Source organism: Chryseobacterium sp. TB1-D10, assembly GCF_059803555.1.
The window spans coordinates 215453-233405 of record NZ_JAPFHB010000002.1; the positions used below are offsets into that span (position 1 = coordinate 215453).

Genomic DNA, 17953 nt, shown 5'->3' on the forward strand with positions numbered 1-17953 from the left:
TTTAATCCTTAATTATTCATTTTTAATTATTAATAATTTTCTGTCTCACTGCTTCATAAAGAATCGCACCACACGCTACAGAAACGTTCAGGGATTGGGTTTTGCCTTCTATCGGCAATTTTATTTTTTCGTCCGAATGATGAAGTACTTCTTTGGAGATCCCAGTTTCCTCATTTCCCATTACGATTGCGCAAGGTTCTGTAAAGTCCACGTCGTATATCAATTTTTGCGCCTTTTCTGTTGCTGCAAAAACTTTGATCCCACTTTGCTGAAGAAAATCTACGGAATGGGCAAGGTTTTTTTCTTTACAGATTTTAATATTATAAATCGCTCCAGCCGAAGTTTTAATCGCATCGGAATTAATTGGTGCACCACCTTTTTCCGGAATCAAAATCGCATCAACGCCCACACATTCTGCAGTTCTACATATAGCTCCGAAGTTCCTGACATCGGTCAATCTGTCAAGAATCAGGATAAACGGTGTTTTCCCTTCTTCGAAAAGTTGAGGCAGAACATCCTCTATTTTATGGAACGGAACATCAGAAATAAAAGCAATTACACCTTGGTGGTTTTTTCTGGTGAAACGGTTGAGTTTTTCTACGGGAACATAGTTCGGACGGAGATTGTGCTTGGCCAAAAGTTGCTTCAGTTCGAAGTAAATTTCGCCCGTCAAAGCGTTTTGTAAAAATATTTTATCTACGGTTTTTCCGGCCTCTAGGGCTTCCATCACTGGTCGCAAACCGAATATGAAATCGTCTTTTTTCTCTGGATTCATTAATGAGATTTTGTTTTGCAAAAGTAGTCTTTTTGAGATTAATTTTATCTTAACAAAATTGTAAAGTTCTGTATTGAACCACAAAAGTCTCAAAAGGAAATAATTTATTGAAGAAATTTAGAATAAGAGAAAAAAGAAAATCTTATAGAAAGTCTTTTTTAACTTTTGAAAAACAGATTAGAGAATAAAATTTTGTGATGTTTGTGGTTTTTTTAATCAAGCACAAAAACCAAAAACTCATCATTTTCAGTTTTGAATTTCAGATCACCGGTTTTTCTGTAATCTTCGAAAAGTGGTGTGGGGAAAGTGTCGTCGAATTGTTTGGTCTTGAAGAATTTTCCTTTTATTTTCAGTGGAATTTTCTTGATGAGTTTATCTGTCGTCACTGGAATTTTGAATTTTCTCTTTTCCGGATCTTTGGAATCAACGTAGAAACAATGTGCAATTAAGTCAGCTTTGTCAACGTATTTTTTATAATCAGCAACTTTTACGAAATTGGGAAGATTTGTATCATCCCAAGTCAAGTATATAACTTCAATTTCCTGAGTTTTGCTGATAGGTTGGTAATACTTGAATCTCTCATTCTCAGATTTTGAAAATGATAACAGCATTAAAAGCAAAGTCGGAAAAAGAAATCTAAGATTCATTTATTTTTGATTTTGAATAAATCATTTATCAATTATAACTCATCATCTATAAACTGAGTCCTTCTCCAATCAACGCTCTTTTCTGCGCAAGAATGTAGCCGTAATGAATACTTTCGTGCATATTATTAAAAATAATTGCATCCTGAATATTCTTAAGATCGATTCCAAAACTTGTGGAATAAGGTGTGTAATCCGGGAAAAAATCGCCGTCATAATCCTTCATCAGGATTTTTGAAGTTTCAATAAGAAGATAGGCCAGGTCTTCCATTTCGGATTGCTTTACATCCACATTGGCAAATGTCCCTTTTTTGTAAGTTTCTACCCAGTATTTGTCGATCCGGAACTGATTTCCGCTAAGATAATAGCAAAGCAATTGTTGTTGTGCAATACAATGCGCGATATTCCAATAGATGTTATTATTAAAACCGTCTGGTATTGTCAGAAGATCTTTTTCCGAGGTTGTTTGTAAAATATTTAAAAGGTTTTTACGGATCTGTCTATGATTGGCAAAATGATAATTCATTTTCGAAGAGAAATTTAATTAGCTCAAAGTTATATTAATTATAAATAAACGACAAATTATCCATATTTATTAGCAAAAACAAAAACAGTTTGCAGATAACTTTCGACTTCTAACTTCCAACCTTAAACCTTTTAACAAATATTTAACGCAAGATTGGCAATTCTTATGTTTGCTATTGCTGGATTTTATGTGAAATTTACCAATTATTTTTATTAATTAATATGTCAGAATTGAATCAAGCAGAAGATATCAGACAACTTACCGAAAAAGTAAAAGAGCAGAATTACTTTTTCTCGATCCTAAAACAGGAAATCAACCGCGCCATCATTGGGCAGGAATATATGATAGACCGTTTGCTCATCGGACTTCTTGGCAATGGACACGTTCTTTTGGAAGGTGTTCCCGGATTGGCAAAAACATTGGCAATTAAGACTTTGGCCGAAGCGGTCGACGGTCAATTTTCCAGAATACAGTTCACACCGGATCTTTTGCCTGCAGATGTTGTGGGAACGATGATTTATAGTGTAAAAGACAACGATTTCAGTATCAAAAAAGGACCAGTTTTCGCGAATTTTGTTTTGGCAGATGAGATCAACCGGGCGCCGGCAAAAGTACAGTCTGCACTTCTCGAAGTGATGCAGGAAAAACAAGTGACGATCGGTGACGAAACAATGGCATTACCAAAACCTTTCCTTGTTCTCGCAACTCAAAACCCGATTGATCAGGAAGGAACTTATCTGTTGCCGGAAGCGCAGACCGACCGTTTTATGCTAAAGTGCAAGATCGATTATCCGGAATTTGAGGATGAGCGAAAGATTATGAAAATGATTTCAACGCAGGATATTCCTCTGATCAGAAAAGTGGTGGATTTGAATCAGATTATTGAAGCTAAGAAACTCATCAATCAAATTTACCTTGACGAAAAGATAGAAAAATATATTCTTGATATGGTGTTTGCAACCCGTTATCCTGAAAAATATGGATTGTCCGAAATCAAAAATTATATCAGTTTTGGTGCTTCGCCAAGAGCAAGTATCAATCTGGCAATTGCTTCCAGAGCTTTTGCATTCATCAAAGGAAGAGCATTCGTAATTCCGGAAGATGTGAAAGAAATTGCAAAAGATGTTTTGAGACACAGAATTGGATTAAGCTTCGAAGCTGAAGCCGAGGAAGTGACTCAGGATGATATTGTGAATAAAATTCTGGCGAAGATACAGGCGCCGTAAGAACGGGAGAGTTCTGTAGGAACGAAATGTTTGTAGAAAGAAGAAAGTAAATTTAAGACGGCTCGCTAGGAGTCGAACTTACAAATTGGTTAATCTGTTGATAGTGGTCAGTCGTCCTATTGTTTTTGAAAAAACTAAGAGGTCTGAAAACTATCAACCGATGACCGACAAAAAATAAAGAAAGTAAAGTGCAAATAAAAGACATTGTCAAGAAAGTAAAGCAGATAGAAATCCGCACTCGCAAGAAGACGGAAGCATCGCTTATGGGACAATATCACAGTGCATTCAAAGGACAGGGAATGACCTTCTCCGAAGTCCGCCAATATCAGTTTGGCGACGATACCCGAAGAATGGACTGGAACAAAACCGCACGTTTCCGCGAGCCATTCGTCAAAGTAATGGAAGAGGAAAGGGAACTCACAATGATGCTCGTTGTGGACATATCTGCCTCAATGGATTACGGAACAAAAACTCAGTTGAAAAGAGAATTTGTCGCCGAAATCTGCGCATCACTAGGATTTTCTGCTGCGGGAAATAATGACAAAGTTGGATTGATTCTATACGCGGACAAAGTTCTGAACGTGGTTCCGCCACAGAAAGGACGAAAGCATGTTTTGTCCATCATCAGTAACATTTTGTCGGCAGATTACGTTCCTTCAAAATCCAATCTGGATGTGGCTTTCAATTATATGATGAGCGTTTTCAAAAGAAAATCTCTGGTCTTTTTGTTTTCAGATTTCGAAGATGAATTTGACCAAAAAATCCTGAATGTGACCGCAAGAAAACATCAGGTTTTAGGACTTCGTGTTTTTGATGAAAAAGATATGGAGATTCCGGACATCGGTTATGCGCTTTTTCGAGATGCAGAAACAGGTCAGCAAGTCTGGGCAAATACTTCCAGCGCAAGATGGCGATATGAATTTGCGGAACAGCAGAAGCGGAAAATGCGCCAGACAAAAGAGGAATTTGAGAATTCGTCCGCTCATTTTTTAGATATTAAAACCTCCGAAGATTACAGTAAGTTTCTGTATCAATATTTTAAGAAATAAATTTCAAGAAACAAGAGTAAAGAGTCAAGATTAAAGACAGCAAAATAATGCCTTATAGAATTTTCAAAATATTTTTTTCGTTTTTCATTTTAATTTCAACATTAAATTTATCTCAAACCTTATCGTCAAATCTAGATAAGACCACTCTGGCATTGGGTGAAGTAGCGCTTTTTAAAATTCAAATCACAGATCTTCAAGGGAAAGATGTTCAGATTGCGGCCAGAAATGAACTGCTTCCTTTTCATTTTGAAATGGTAAATGACAGTATTGCAGTTCAAAAAGATATTTATCTGAGATCTGTGAAATTTGCTGTCTTTCAGGAAGGTAAATTCACAATTCCGGAAATCGAAGTTAAAGTTGGCGACAAAATTCTGAAAACCATCCCTTACGAAGTTGAAGTCATTAATACAGCCAAAAAAGGCGATCAGATTAATGACATTATGAAGAATAAGGAAGTCCGGCTTGATGTTAAGGATTATTGGGAATTGTACAAATTCTATGTTCTTTTGGCTTTATTAATCATTGCAATCATTGTTTTGATCTACGGAATTATCAAGTATGGAAGAAAGCGTAAAGACAGTCCTGCAGTTACTACAAATCAAACTCTTAAAGATTTGGAGAAACTGAGAAAGAAAAATTATATCGAAGACGAGAATTTCCGTGCTTTCTATGTAGAATTGATTGAAATTTCCAGAGCTTTCATCACTAAACAATATCAGATTCCTGCAGATGTTTTGCTGACAGATGATCTCATCACTTATATGAAATCGACAAATGCCATTTCTCAGGAAAACGAAAAAATTGTGGAAGATATCTTTCTTCGTGGTGATCTTGTAAAGTTTGCGAAAACAATTCCAAATCAGGAAATAATGTCCAGAGATTTTGCGGAAATCCGTGAATTTGTTAAACGTTCAACAAAAGATGTGGAAGCAGAGAATCTGAGAAGCATGAATAACGGCGAAAAAGAAAATTTCAGAACCAAAAATCCATAAGTTTTTCTTCAATCATTTATCAACCATCATTTATCAATTATAATTAATCCGTGAATTTCGAATTTTACAGTCCGTGGTTTTTATTGCTTTTTATTTTGTTTATTCCATTAATGATCTTGGATGCGGGCAAAAAAAAGAGTAGGGGAATTGCTGTGCCTTCGGTTCAGAATATGCGGCCAAGCGGAAATATTTCCCTGGTAATGGCTTTTCTGAGAATTTCAAAGTATTTTATTCTTACGGCTCTGATTATCGCTTTGGCAAGACCAAGAACTTACACGGTTTCTCAGGATCGTGACGAATCAAAAGGAATTGACATAATGCTTTCTGTGGATGTTTCGCTCAGTATGCTGGCAAAAGATCTGGATCCGGACAGGCTGGAAGCTTTGAAAAAGATTGCCGTAGATTTCGTCAATAAAAGAGAAAATGACAGAATTGGTCTGGTAGCATATTCCGGAGAAGCGTACACAAAAGTGCCGTTGACGACGGATCATCAGGTTGTTGTAGATGAACTTAATCAACTCAATCCTTTGGAATTACAACCCGGAACGGCGATTGGCGAAGGATTGTCCGTAGCAGTGAATCATTTGAAAAGCAGCAAAGCAAAAACTAAGATTATCATTCTGATGACAGATGGCGTGAATACCATCATCAACGCCATGCCACCACAAATAGCTGCAGAATTGGCAAAAAACAACGGTATCAAAGTTTACACCGTTGGGATTGGAAGCAACGGATTTGCCGCTTTTCCAACAGGAACCAATATTTTTGGAGACATTGTTTTCACGGAACAAAAGACAGAAATTGATGAAAATACATTGATGGATATTTCACAACTTACTGGGGGAAAATACTTCCGTGCAACAGATAATTACAGTCTGCAGACGGTGTATGATGAGATCAATCAATTGGAAAGGTCGGATGTAAAGACTTCCAAATTGTATAATTATGAAGAATATTTCAGGATATTCCTTTGGGTTGCTTTAGGACTTTTGCTGTTGGACGCATTGTTTCGTTGGGTCATTTTTAAAATTTTGAATTAAGCTGATGAATTGGTCTTTAGGAAATTACTGGTATCTTTTATTACTGCTGCTGCTACCTGTCATTGGTTACTTCATTATCCATTATATCCGATGGAAAAGCAAGAGAAGGAACATCTTTGCAGAAGACAGATTTCAGGAGGTTTTGTTTGAGAAAACATCCTGGTTCACAAAAATTTTTCCGGTTCTTTATCTCTTTGGATTCTTGTTTTTAATCTTTGCCATCATCGATCTTTTGGGAGGAAAAGAAGAGATCAGCGTAACTCAAAATGTGAGCAGTACAATCTTTGTTCTAGACGTTTCCAATTCGATGAATGCCCAGGATATCCAGCCAAGCCGATTGGATGAGGCTAAAAATATCATTATCAATTCGCTTCAGAAAATGACCAATGATAGAGTAGGAATCGTTGTTTTTGCGGGCGATGCTTATTCAGTAATGCCTTTGTCCAGCGATTATTCTGCGGCAGAAACATATCTTTCCGGCATCGAAACCAGCGTTGTACAAAACCAGGGAACCGATTTTCTGAAAGCAATGGAAGTGGCCTCTCAGAAATTCAAAAATATTAACAAAGGTTCCAAAAATGTTGTCTTAATAAGCGATGGCGAAGACAATGAAGGCCACGAGGAAGAAGCCATCGATCTGGCAAAAAAACAAGGCATCAAAGTCACAACAATTGGCGTAGGAACAGAAGAAGGTGCGCCCATTCCGGAATATTATTATGGACAATTAATGGGCTATAAATCCGATATGTACGGAGAAACCGTAGTTTCCAAATTACAGACAAAAGCGCTTAATAACATCGCTTCGTCAACAGGCGGAAGTTACTTCAATGGGAATAATCTAGACGAGGCGATCAATCATCTCACTACCGAATTACAGAAAAATACAGGCTCCAGTTCCACAACCATCAGCTCTCAGTCGGCGGTTCATTACTACCAATACTTTCTGGCAGCTTCTTTAATTTTCTTTTTCCTGATTTATTTATTCAATCCGAAGAAAGATTTCAATTTATAGATTAATTTGGGCAGCCATTTCCGCCCTCCGTTCCCGCTATTTTTTGTCAGAGGATTTCGGTTTTTATAGATACGTCAGGCAACCACAAAAAATGAGCTCCACTCAGGTCGGGCTGCAGCTTCGCAAAGTTGAGGTTTTTATCATTATTTCAACGTTTACTCTTCCATTGAATTTTTCAAAAAAACTATCAATATCAATCTGCAAAATTTGAAAGAAAATATCAATCTCAAATTTTAAACTTTTACATTCAAAAAATGGTATTTTCCATCCTTATAATCGGCAAAAATATGATGAAGACCATTGCTGATGATGATCTGTTCCGCACCAATTAAGCTGTTGTATCTTGCAATCTGTTCAAAGTGGATTTCCTTCAAAGCAATATTCGGCGCTTTGCATTCTATTAAGATTTTCGGCTTTGTTTTTTCGGTGATCAGAAGGTCGATTCGTTTAGTTGTTCCATTTAATTCAAGCTTCTTTTCTAGGATGAGAGATGACAGATTCTTCTTTTTTACAAACCGGTAATAATGCAGCCAGTGCTGTCTTACCCACTCTTCAGGCGTCAGTACAAGCCAGATTTTCCTTACCAGATCATAGATAAAAAATGTATCTTTGTCTTGTTTGATTTGCAAATCAAAGTCATTTTCAAAATTAAGTTTCGGAACCTGCATACGATAAGATGAAAGAAATAGATATTATCCTCAAAAATATTAAAAATAAAGAACTATTACCGGTTTATTTTTTTCACGGCGAAGAGTCCTTTTATATAGATCTGGCGGTCAAGCATTTTGAGCAGGACGTTTTGGAAGAGGATGAGAAAGCTTTCAATCAAACCGTTGTTTACGGTAGAGATACCAATTATCCGGAAGTTCTTTCATTAGCAAGACAATATCCGATGATGGGCGACAAGCAGCTGATCATTGTGAAAGAAGCACAGGATATGAAACTCAATGATGACGAATCCAAAGCGTTGGAAACTTATCTGGAAAATCCTGTGCCTTCGACAATTTTGGTTTTTGCACATAAGTTGAAGAAATTGGACGCAAGAAAAAAGGTTACGAAAACTTTAGCCAAATTCGGAATGCTTTTCACTAGCGAAAAGATGAAGGATTATCAGCTTCCAACCTGGATACAAGGCGAAATGACCGTGATGGGAATCAAATCTGCACCCAACATCAGCCATCTTCTGGCAGAATATTTGGGAAATGACCTTTCCAGAATTGCCAATGAACTCAACAAACTGAAAATCGTTCTGAAAGACGGCGCCATTCTGGACGGAAAAATCATCGAGGAACATATCGGGATCAGCAAAGATTTCAACATCTTCGAACTTCAGAATGCTCTGGCTACAAAAGATCAGGCAAAAGCTTTCAGCATTGCTTATTATATGGGCAAAAACAAAAAGGCAAATCCTGTAGTAATGTCTTTTGGTTTTCTGTACAAATTTTTCTCAGATCTTATCATTTATCATACACTCACTGGTCAATCGCCTCAAACCATTGCTTCACAGATGGGCGTTGCGCCGTTTGCTATTAAGAATTACGCAGAAGCCGCAAGATTCTATCCTTTGAAGCACGCTACCCGCGTCATTTCAATTCTTCGTGAGATGGATCTCAAATCCAAAGGTCTTGGTGTGAGACAAATGGAGGATGAAGAGATTTATAAAGAATTGGTTTACAAAATCATAAAAGTGGACGAATTGAAGGTTAAGGTTTAGCAATATTATTTGCCATTCACATCAGCCACATTGATACTTTAGATAGGTTTTGAATAATTAATTCACGAAATTTGTACTCGCTTTTTCGCATAAAGATTTATATTTGAAAACTTATAAATTGGAACGGAAATCGCTAATCAATTAGCCTTAAAAGAATAAAATAATTTAATTTTAAAAATGGAAAACAATATTTTAGATTGTGTCATTGTAGGTTCCGGACCTGCTGGTTTTACAGCGGCCATCTACGCTGCCAGAGCAAGTCTGAAACCCGAATTATTTACAGGATTGGAGCCAGGAGGACAACTCACAACGACTACGGAAGTTGAGAATTTTCCAGGTTATCCGGATGGCGTTACAGGTCCGGAAATGATGTTGCATCTGCAAAAGCAGGCAGAACGTTTTGAAACCAAAGTTCATTACGAGATGATCACAAAAGTAGAGTTTGCCAAAGAACGTGGCGGAATCCACAAATTAAGTACAGGTTCTCGCGAGATTCTTGCAAAAAGTGTAATTATTTCTACAGGAGCTGCTGCAAAATATTTGGGATTGCCGGATGAAAAAAAATATTCCGGTGGCGGTGTCTCTGCGTGCGCAACCTGCGATGGATTTTTCTACAGAGGAAAAGATGTTGTAGTTGTAGGAGCCGGAGATACAGCTGCAGAAGAAGCAACTTATCTTTCTAAAATTTGCAACAAGGTAACTTTGTTGGTAAGAAAAGACCATTTCCGAGCATCAAAAGTGATGGTGGACAGAGTAATGAGTACATCTAATATTGAAGTAAAATACAACCACGAACTTATCGGTATAGAAGGTGAAAACGCTTTGGTAGAAAGAGCAAAAGTGGTGAATAATTTGACTGACGAAGTTTCTACAATAGATGTTCACGGGATTTTCATCGCTATTGGTCACAAACCAAATACAGGCATGTTCAAAGGACAAATTGATCTTGACGAAAACGAGTACATCATCACCGAAGGGAAATCTGCAAGAACCAATCTCCCTGGTGTATTCGCAGCTGGCGATGTGCAGGATCACCATTACAGACAGGCTATTACGGCTGCAGGAAGCGGATGTATGGCCGCGATGGATGCAGAGAAATATCTTGGAGAATTAGCTGGCGAAAACCATACCTGGGTAGAGCAATAAGCATTAATTACAATATCATAAAATCAAAATACACCGGGAAATTCCCGGTGTATTTTTTAAAAAAAAGAACTATTAAAACTAATATATATGATTGTGTTTGTTTTGATTACTTATCGCTAAAAGCTAGATTTCTTCTTGTTTCAGGTTGATTTCTGCTTCTGTCTTCTTCTTTGCTATGGATTTTATAGTACAAATAAGCAATCAAGGTTGGCTTCTGGAAAATTTTGTAATATCTGTATTCTGTATGGAAATGACGCAGATTGATCTTGTAAAAATCATACCCGATCACGACCAAAAGACATATGCTGATCACATAAAATACCCGGAATTCTAAACTGTAATAAGTCAGTCCTGAAAAGATAGCTCCCAGAACATAAGCAGCCATAATGCTCATCAATAACTTTGCTCTGGCAATGAGCTCCGGATTTTTCCTGAATTTTTTCTGAGTAAACATCGAAGCCAAAATTCCCAAATCCGTAGTAGTTCCTGTAAGGTGAGTTGTTTTCACAGAGAAGTTGGAGATACTTGCCGTCAAACCATTTTGAAGACCTGTTGCGAATAACATCAATGCCACCAAAACTTCTGTCTCCTGAAGGGTTTTCTCATAAAAGAACTGACCGTAGATTCCGACTGCCAAAAGACATAGGATTTCAAGAAAAATCGGCAATGAGTGTGCGAAATATTTACTCTTTTTGTTAAGATTGATAACGCTCATATTTGCTACAAATCCTCCGAAGAAGAATAAGAAAATCCATCCACCCACAACTGCAACCTGAGACCAGTTTCCCTGGCTGATTTCTGCCGCAAAAATGGCATAATGCCCTGTTACGTTGGAGGTGAAGGAAAGAAATATTAACAGAGATGCAATATTTATAGTTCCTGCCGTAAAAGCAGTCAGCGTCCCCAGTCTTATATTGTCTCCTAATGTCCTGCTGTTACTATAATTTCTTAACATGATATTTACTTTTATTCATTAATTTTAAACTCATCATTTCAACTTCATCATTCAGATTTTCTCTATAAAAAGATTTCTGCCAATCTTCCTTTTTCCGGAACGTATTCCTGAGTTTTTGTTACAACTTCCTGAGCCTCTAATATTTTGTTTTTCTTGAGGTAATTAGAAATATCGAATTGATTTTTGCTCAGGTTTTTACTTTTGGCAGATGCGTAATAAGCCTCGTCTACATTTGCAGCTTCCAGATAATTGTTGAAAGTTCTTTGGAAACTTCCGGTGAAAATATCACAAGTTACCTTGTTGATCAGATTCGGATATTTGTTACTGATAATGCTGTACGCATCGCAGAATTCTTTTGGTCTTATTTTGTTGAAGATAGAACTCTTGGTAGAAAACAAAAGATCTCTGATAGAATCTCCCATATCATAACCGGAAACGAAAAGAATGTTGTATTTATTCTCATCATTTTGATTATATTTCTTTTTCAAAACTTTTTTCAAGATGTCCAAAGATTCAAGCGAAAAGTCGGTTGCAATTAAAATGGTTTTGGTCATAACTTTAATATTTGTGAGTTGTTGTTTTTTGATACTACAAAACTATATCCGCCAAATTAGAAAGTCTTTGGAACCAAATTAAAATGTAATGAGAGAGATTAAAATGAGATTAGAATTTCATTTTTGGATACTAAATGAATCTAAACTTGTCATCCTGCAGTTGCTGAAGGATTTGAATTAAAACAAAAAAATATTTATTAGTGTACAGAAAAAGCAATCTGAAAAGATTGCTTTTTTGATTTATTTTACTTTTTCCAAAAGATAAAGTTTTCCGCCAGAGAAAGCTTGCGTGGGCATCAGACTGCCTTCAAGAATCATTGTTTTACTGCTGATATCGATGACCGAAATATAATTGCTGGAATTGATTTCGATATAGTTTTCCTTCTCTTTCGTCAAAGGGTTTTTACCAAAATCGAAGTCATACTTCTGCCAGCTTTCTTTTTCGGTACTGCAGTGTACCGGCTTGAATTTTGACCTCTTGGAATTGAAGATAATCTGGTCAAAACCATCCGCGCAGTCACTGGTAAAGGAACTTTCCGGATTCTGATCCGCGCTGAAGTCTGCAAAAGATCCGTGATAAATTCCGACAATTTTCCAGATACCGTCTATTCTGTCTTTGTCAATTTTTCCATTGGCCTTGCTTACGGCCCAGCTCACGCCTTTTACAGTACCTTTCACGGCTTTGTATCCAACTTTTGCAACGCCTTTCACAGCTTTTGCAGCCGTAGAGACGATGCAGGATTGCAGAACAGCTAAGGCAAATAATGGAAGGATTATTTTTTTCATAACATCAGATTTTACACGAATATAATACATATAAAGTACTTATTTGGGTAATCTAAAAAAATACTTTGATGTATTAATTTAAAATCTTAATAACTAAAAGTTCTAGACATTTTCTACCGGAACGAAAATCGGAAAGCTGATCTGCACCGTAGTTCCCACATTTTCCTTAGAATTAATGATCAATTCTCCGTTGTGAATCCTGATGATATTCCGTGCTAAGGGTAATCCGATCCCGTAACCTTCATAATTCTTCGTGTTGGAAGCGCGGAAAAACGGATCATAGATTTTATTAAATTCAGAATCCGGAATACCAATTCCATTATCTTTTACAATGATGTAAACGTGCGTATCTGTTGCTCCTAAAGAAACTTTAACTTGCTGAAAATTAGAATATTTGCAAGCGTTATTAATGATATTTGCCATTGCAAGATGAAGGAGCTGCTCATTTCCCTGGACTTTTAGTTTCTTAGGATTATCCGGCAACATACTGATGTCCATAAAAACATTGTTCTTGGAATTGATTCTCGTAGCAGTTTCTATAACATCCCAAAGAAGCTGATCCATACGTAATTTATCCATCTTCTGTATTTTGCCGTCAAAACCGGTCTGGGCAATCATCAGTAACGCTTTGATTTTTTTGTCCAGCTTTTCTGCTTCATCCAAAATAATCTGAAGTGTTTCCTGATAATGTTCCTCGGATCTCTTCATAGAAAGCGCTACATCCGCTTCTCCCATTATGGATGTAAGGGGAGTTCTTAGTTCGTGTGACACATTTCCAATCAGGTGGTTTTGGGTTTCGAAGGATGTTTCCACTCTGTTCAGCATATCGTTGAAGGTGTCTACCAATTCATTCAATTCTTTGTTTCCGGGCTGAGGTTCCAAACGCAAATGCAGGTTTTCTGTACTTATTTCTTTTACTTTATTGGTGATTTTTAATATCGGTTTGAACAAAGTCTTAGACAAATAGAAAGAAAATATCATTGAAAAGAAAAGTGCCAGAATCATACACGTAATCAGCGTTCTTTTGAGATACCCCAGATAATAAACCACATAATGGTTCTTTGCAGATGCAATTGCTATATAGTCTTTGTTGTGAGAGCGGAAACTTTGACCAATGTAATAAAGCTCTTTGTCATTATAATTGGCTACTCCTTTTTTCACAATGTTTTTAAAGAAGGTATCAGGAATGTGAATCTGATGGGAAATCCTGTTGTAATTGGAATCTTTTGGGATTTCAAACACATAATCTTTTTCCATTGGTAATTCCTCTTCGCGGGTCAGATTTGTAATGATCTGATTGGTGGTTGTATCAATATGAGGTCTGCTTTTCTCGATCTGAACAATCGTAGTTGCACGGATTTTCAGCAATTCATAAAACCTCTGATGCGAAAAATTAACGATCGAAAAATAAACCAATCCGCTGAAAAGCATAATGACCACTGTAAAAACAAGCATCAGAAGAAGCATTGTTTTAGTTTGATTGGTAGAGATTATTTTCATCATATTTTAAGGTTTTTTCAGGACGTATCCCATTCCTATTACGGTATGAATGATTTTGTTCTCATCCTGGCTATCCAGTTTTTTTCTGAGGTAATTCACATAAACATCTACCACATTGGTTCCCAATTCATAATTCACGCCCCAAACAGCATCCAGGATTTCGGCTCTGGAAATTACTTTTTCCGGATTATTGAGGAAATAGAGTAGGAGCTTATATTCTGTGGATGTAAGCGAAATTTCTGTTCCGCTCCGCGTTACCTTTTTGGTATAATCGTTTACGGTAAGATCTTCGAATTGGTAAGTGTTTTCATCATTTTCAACTTCATTGGAGTCTGTTCCGTTGCTGTGTCCGCTTCTTCTGAGTAATGATTTTATCCTCGCCACAAGTTCGATAAATTTGAATGGTTTTACCAAATAATCATCACCGCCACTTTCCAGTCCCAGAACGATGTTTTCGGAAGAATCCAAAGCTGTAAGGAACAAAATTGGAATTGTTTTGTTCTTTTTTCTGATTTCTTTGCAGACTTCCAGACCATTGATGTCTGGCAGCATAATGTCCAGAATGATCATATCGAACTCATTATTCTCAACCATTCTAATTCCTGTAGAACCGTCCAGCGCAACTGAAATTTCGTAATCCAATTCCTGAAGGCCTTTTTTGATAAAGGAAACAACGCTGGATTCATCTTCGATCAGAACAATTTTTTTCATAGAAATTAAAATCAAATGGGTGTTGATTTTCAAAAATAACGATTTAAAATTTAACTCAGATAACTAACCTTTAAATCTAAAGTCGATTTTTCATAAATTAGCCTAATGAGAAATTTAGTTTACATTTTCCTGGGTGGTGGTTTTGGAAGCGTAGTGCGTTTTCTGATCTCAAATTATACACAGAAGCTATGGAATATCAATGCCTTTCCACTGGGAACTTTTGTTGTGAATGTTTCCGGCTGTTTTCTAATCGGGATTTTGTCCGCATATTTTCTGAAAGTCGATAGTTCTCTTAAATATCTTTTGATCACTGGCGTTTGTGGTGGCTATACCACTTTTTCTACTTTTTCCGCAGAAAACTATTTACTCTGGCAAAATGGGAGCTATTATATTTTAATTTTATATGCTTTATCAAGTCTCATTGTAGGGTTATTAATGGTTTTTTTAGGGTTTCAGATGATCAGGAATTAATTTTTCCCTTTGATTACGAAAGATTTAAAACTTTTTCTCAAAATTAATTTGGTCGTAAAGCAAAAGCTTTTTATATTTGCACCACTGAAAACGAGAAATCGTAGCAAGTAAGGAGAGATGGCAGAGTGGTCGATTGCGATAGTCTTGAAAACTATTGACTGTAACAGGTCCGGGGGTTCGAATCCCTCTCTCTCCGCAGAAAACCCTATAAACGTAATGTTTATAGGGTTTTTAATTTTCGGGTGCTAATATAGGTGCTAAATATTTTTATATGTAATTATATATTGTTTAGCAAATCACACTACAAATTTATATTTTTACCATCCTTGATGTTTTCCATTTCATCCTCTATTTTATCAAGAAAGATAAAGAGTTCTTTAAAATCAAACAGAATGTTATCCAGATCATTTGGAGTTCCTCCCTTTAAAGTATAAGTATAGTCTACAAATAATGAAAAAAGATTTCTTTTTATAGTTTTTGGAGGGTGGTCTTCTATAAACCGAATAATAGCTTTGCTTAGATTTTCATTCAATTGTTCCATCCTTTTCTGTTTTATCAATTAATCCTTCTTCTTTGACCAATTCATCAAGGTCATTCATCAGCTTTTCCACGATGACTTTCATATGGTCTATTACTTCCTTGTCAAGACAAGTAAACTTATGGCGCAGAAATTTATGGTATTCCAAAGTGGGAATAAGTTTAAGCAGGAATCCATCATATAAATGTTGATAGCGTATCATATCCGGATTGGCGTATAAGCATAGTTGCCATAATGATTGAAAGGACAAATAGTTGGGCATATAGCAGAGCTTCACAAAAATGTAGGTTCTGCAAAACGAAAGGAAGAATAAAGCGAAAAGAAATGGTATTCCCTGATGGTTGTCATTTTCATTCCCAACCATACTCAAAAACTGCAAGCCATTGCCTTTTGCTGATTTGTAATATGAATCCAAGTCTTGGTGCAGATGATGGGGAGATTCCCAATGTGGCTCGGGATGATATGGACTTGAAGCGTAAATCCTGTTTTTACCCTGTATAATCTTGGCAAAGAAATTTTGATACTTGAATAGGTGTTGCTGAATCCAATTGCGGTCGTGGCTGATAAGCACAAAATCATATTGTTTGCCAGCTTTACTTTTAAGATAATATTGGGTCTCTTTCAATTTTTCATTACTAACATTATGAGCAATTATAAGCAGATAATAGGTAATATTGTTTCCATAGGTGGCTTTATGAAACAGATAGATCTCTTCTGTATTTTCCAACTTTATAATGATTTTGACTGCTTTATCGACAATTTTATCATTGTTATCCGCCAAAACATCGGGTATTTCAAAAGGTGTCACAATGTGACGAGGTGATTTTTTGATCTGTTTTTTCAATTGGTCTAAGCGTATTTCTATCATACTGAAAAGACTTTCTTCTGCAATACCAATTGCTTCAAAGAATTCGTTTTCATACATAAGTTCATCCTCACGAGCTGATCTTCTTGCTTTGTCAAATAAACTGATCAGATAATATTTCTTTCCATTTTGTTTTACAAAATATTTTTGAATCTCAGGAGTATAGGGTACTAAATTATAAATGCGCTGGTGCAGGTTTTTTGTATCAGAGGAAGATCCTGTATATAGGTTTTCAAGATATTCCAAGTCATACCTAATCACCTTTTCATAGCTGAGGAAAACACTTACAAACGATTTGTCCTTAATGAATTCACGTGTTTGAGACAATAATAAATTGTGATCGTGGTAAAATATTTCCTTGTAATTTTCAAACTTTTTGTTGAACTTTTTCCAATTTCTATCAATCAAAAGGTGATTTCCATAATGCTCATTTTGATAGATCAAAGCAGATGGTTTGCAGTAATATTCAACATAGGGATGTCCTGAGTCAAACTTATGATGGAGTTGAGTATTGTAAAATAGATGGATATGCACTTTATGCTCATAGTAGGCTTTTTTTATCCAGTGTTTTTGTTTTAACTTATCAATATCCTTTTGGTGTTCCAAATTAATAATTAGATGAGAATCCTGAGAATGTACACTTTTGTTATAAAAGATCTGAATGACATTGTAATCTTGGTTAACCTGTTTGATTGCACTTTCCAAAACTTCGTTTTCGAGTTTTAAGAATGAAAATTGTTCTGAAGTTTTCATATTAGTAAGATTTTGGATTGTGATTTTCGATATTAAAGTAGAAGTAAATAGCCTCAAGAATCACACGCATTAAGGAGAACCATATCATTAAATCAATATGCACCTGCAAATCTTTATCTTTCTCAAGTTTCAGAATATCATCGATAGTAAAATCTGGATTGCCAATCTTCTCAAGGAATTTTTGGTAGTATTCTTCGCCAGTAACAGAAAGGACACTCAGAAAAAGTTCATTTAAATAATCATCCAAAGGGATTGAAGCAATGATATAATTTTCAGCTTGATAGGATTTATCATTTTTAATTTCATCCGCAGGAATAATCCGCCCCGATTGGTCTATAAACTCGGGAATGCTTGAAATCAGAAATTGTAGGTACGTCAGTAACCCAGCAATTTTCAGATTGGCTGAATCAATGTCCGGAATCTTCATATTTCCCGAAAACAGTTCTTTGATCCTGTACTTTTGTATCAGTCTGGGATAGCGGTCAAACAGTTCAGTGACTTCCGAATTTCCTAATTTACCTAATAGCAGATAGATTCCTTTATTCAGTTCATCTATCTGCCTTTTGTCCGACAGTAATTTAAAGCTCGTTTCCACCATCTCTATTGAGTTGATGATTCTTTCGTTCCTTGTTTTTTTATTTCTCATATTAAAATTTTAGAGAAATAAAGGTGGTAAGCTGCCGTCAGGTATTCAAT

The 17953-nt window shown here is 36.2% G+C and carries 20 protein-coding genes and 1 tRNA gene; 9 read left to right on the top strand and 12 right to left on the bottom strand.

The features are described 5' to 3' along the window. Positions 1-22: 22 nt before the first annotated feature. The 3 genes from rlmB to OPU68_RS03320 all read right to left on the bottom strand — a co-directional run bounded on the left by rlmB (position 23) and on the right by OPU68_RS03320 (position 1945). Positions 23-775, bottom strand: a complete 753-nt coding sequence (gene rlmB / locus OPU68_RS03310; RefSeq protein WP_498472582.1) for a 23S rRNA (guanosine(2251)-2'-O)-methyltransferase RlmB — start codon at positions 773-775, stop codon at positions 23-25. A 212-nt stretch (positions 776-987) separates the two neighbouring features. Continuing rightward, positions 988-1422 carry a hypothetical protein gene (locus OPU68_RS03315; RefSeq protein ID WP_498472584.1) on the bottom strand — a complete coding sequence of 145 codons (435 nt, stop codon included), beginning with the start codon at positions 1420-1422 and terminating at the stop codon, positions 988-990. Between the two features lie 46 nt (positions 1423-1468). Beyond that, positions 1469-1945, bottom strand: a complete 477-nt coding sequence (locus OPU68_RS03320) for a DinB family protein (RefSeq protein WP_498472586.1) — start codon at positions 1943-1945, stop codon at positions 1469-1471. A gap of 221 nt (positions 1946-2166) precedes the next feature. On the opposite strand from OPU68_RS03320, the gene OPU68_RS03325 reads away from it, so the two are divergent. From OPU68_RS03325 to OPU68_RS03345, 5 genes are all read left to right on the top strand, one after another. Continuing rightward, on the top strand, positions 2167-3171 hold the full coding sequence (locus OPU68_RS03325; RefSeq protein ID WP_498472588.1) for an AAA family ATPase: 1005 nt from the start codon (positions 2167-2169) through the stop codon (positions 3169-3171). A 188-nt stretch (positions 3172-3359) separates the two neighbouring features. Continuing rightward, the gene (locus OPU68_RS03330) at positions 3360-4220 is read left to right on the top strand and encodes a DUF58 domain-containing protein (RefSeq protein WP_498472590.1); all 861 of its coding nucleotides are present in this window, start codon (positions 3360-3362) and stop codon (positions 4218-4220) included. A 59-nt stretch (positions 4221-4279) separates the two neighbouring features. Then, on the top strand, positions 4280-5212 hold the full coding sequence (locus OPU68_RS03335; protein ID WP_498472804.1) for a BatD family protein: 933 nt from the start codon (positions 4280-4282) through the stop codon (positions 5210-5212). Between the two features lie 110 nt (positions 5213-5322). After that, positions 5323-6252 carry a vWA domain-containing protein gene (locus tag OPU68_RS03340; RefSeq protein WP_498472805.1) on the top strand — a complete coding sequence of 310 codons (930 nt, stop codon included), beginning with the start codon at positions 5323-5325 and terminating at the stop codon, positions 6250-6252. Positions 6253-6256: 4 nt separating this feature from the next. Beyond that, positions 6257-7264, top strand: coding sequence for a VWA domain-containing protein (locus OPU68_RS03345; RefSeq protein WP_498472592.1), 1008 nt, complete (start codon positions 6257-6259; stop codon positions 7262-7264). 233 nt (positions 7265-7497) lie between these two features. Here the strand turns inward: OPU68_RS03345 and OPU68_RS03350 are convergent, their stop codons facing one another. Next, on the bottom strand, positions 7498-7932 hold the full coding sequence (locus OPU68_RS03350) for a type I restriction enzyme HsdR N-terminal domain-containing protein (RefSeq protein ID WP_498472594.1): 435 nt from the start codon (positions 7930-7932) through the stop codon (positions 7498-7500). Positions 7933-7940: 8 nt separating this feature from the next. Here OPU68_RS03350 and holA point away from each other — a divergent pair, with 8 nt between their 5' ends. Beyond that, entirely contained in the window at positions 7941-8978 is a 1038-nt protein-coding gene (gene holA, locus OPU68_RS03355) for a DNA polymerase III subunit delta (RefSeq protein WP_498472595.1), read from the top strand. A 177-nt stretch (positions 8979-9155) separates the two neighbouring features. Further along, positions 9156-10124: a thioredoxin-disulfide reductase gene (gene trxB, locus OPU68_RS03360; RefSeq protein ID WP_498472597.1), complete on the top strand. Its 969-nt coding sequence runs from the start codon at positions 9156-9158 to the stop codon at positions 10122-10124. A 106-nt stretch (positions 10125-10230) separates the two neighbouring features. On the opposite strand, the gene OPU68_RS03365 is transcribed toward trxB, so the two are convergent. The 5 genes from OPU68_RS03365 to OPU68_RS03385 all read right to left on the bottom strand — a co-directional run bounded on the left by OPU68_RS03365 (position 10231) and on the right by OPU68_RS03385 (position 14630). Further along, positions 10231-11079 (bottom strand): YoaK family protein, encoded by an 849-nt coding sequence (locus tag OPU68_RS03365; RefSeq protein WP_498472598.1) that lies wholly within the window; start codon positions 11077-11079, stop codon positions 10231-10233. Positions 11080-11141: 62 nt separating this feature from the next. After that, positions 11142-11633 (bottom strand): hypothetical protein, encoded by a 492-nt coding sequence (locus tag OPU68_RS03370; RefSeq protein WP_498472599.1) that lies wholly within the window; start codon positions 11631-11633, stop codon positions 11142-11144. 240 nt (positions 11634-11873) lie between these two features. Next, positions 11874-12419, bottom strand: coding sequence for a hypothetical protein (locus tag OPU68_RS03375; RefSeq protein ID WP_498472601.1), 546 nt, complete (start codon positions 12417-12419; stop codon positions 11874-11876). Positions 12420-12521: 102 nt separating this feature from the next. Continuing rightward, the gene (locus OPU68_RS03380; RefSeq protein ID WP_498472602.1) at positions 12522-13922 is read right to left on the bottom strand and encodes a HAMP domain-containing sensor histidine kinase; all 1401 of its coding nucleotides are present in this window, start codon (positions 13920-13922) and stop codon (positions 12522-12524) included. Positions 13923-13925: 3 nt separating this feature from the next. Next, positions 13926-14630, bottom strand: a complete 705-nt coding sequence (locus OPU68_RS03385; protein ID WP_498472603.1) for a response regulator transcription factor — start codon at positions 14628-14630, stop codon at positions 13926-13928. 105 nt (positions 14631-14735) lie between these two features. Here OPU68_RS03385 and crcB point away from each other — a divergent pair, with 105 nt between their 5' ends. Next, a complete protein-coding gene (crcB, locus tag OPU68_RS03390) occupies positions 14736-15101 on the top strand; it encodes a fluoride efflux transporter CrcB (RefSeq protein WP_498472605.1) in 366 nt (121 codons plus the stop codon). A gap of 111 nt (positions 15102-15212) precedes the next feature. After that, a tRNA-Ser gene (locus OPU68_RS03395) sits at positions 15213-15297 on the top strand. Between the two features lie 105 nt (positions 15298-15402). Here OPU68_RS03395 and OPU68_RS03400 read toward each other — a convergent pair. Genes OPU68_RS03400 through OPU68_RS03410 form a run of 3 tightly spaced genes read right to left on the bottom strand, consistent with a single transcriptional unit; the run spans position 15403 to position 17903 of the window. Beyond that, on the bottom strand, positions 15403-15642 hold the full coding sequence (locus OPU68_RS03400; protein ID WP_063970162.1) for a hypothetical protein: 240 nt from the start codon (positions 15640-15642) through the stop codon (positions 15403-15405). Beyond that, positions 15626-17257, bottom strand: coding sequence for a hypothetical protein (locus OPU68_RS03405; RefSeq protein WP_115619359.1), 1632 nt, complete (start codon positions 17255-17257; stop codon positions 15626-15628). The genes OPU68_RS03400 and OPU68_RS03405 overlap by 17 nt, the downstream gene beginning before the upstream one ends. 1 nt (position 17258) lies before the next feature. After that, entirely contained in the window at positions 17259-17903 is a 645-nt protein-coding gene (locus OPU68_RS03410; RefSeq protein WP_115619358.1) for a hypothetical protein, read from the bottom strand. Positions 17904-17953 lie beyond the last annotated feature (50 nt).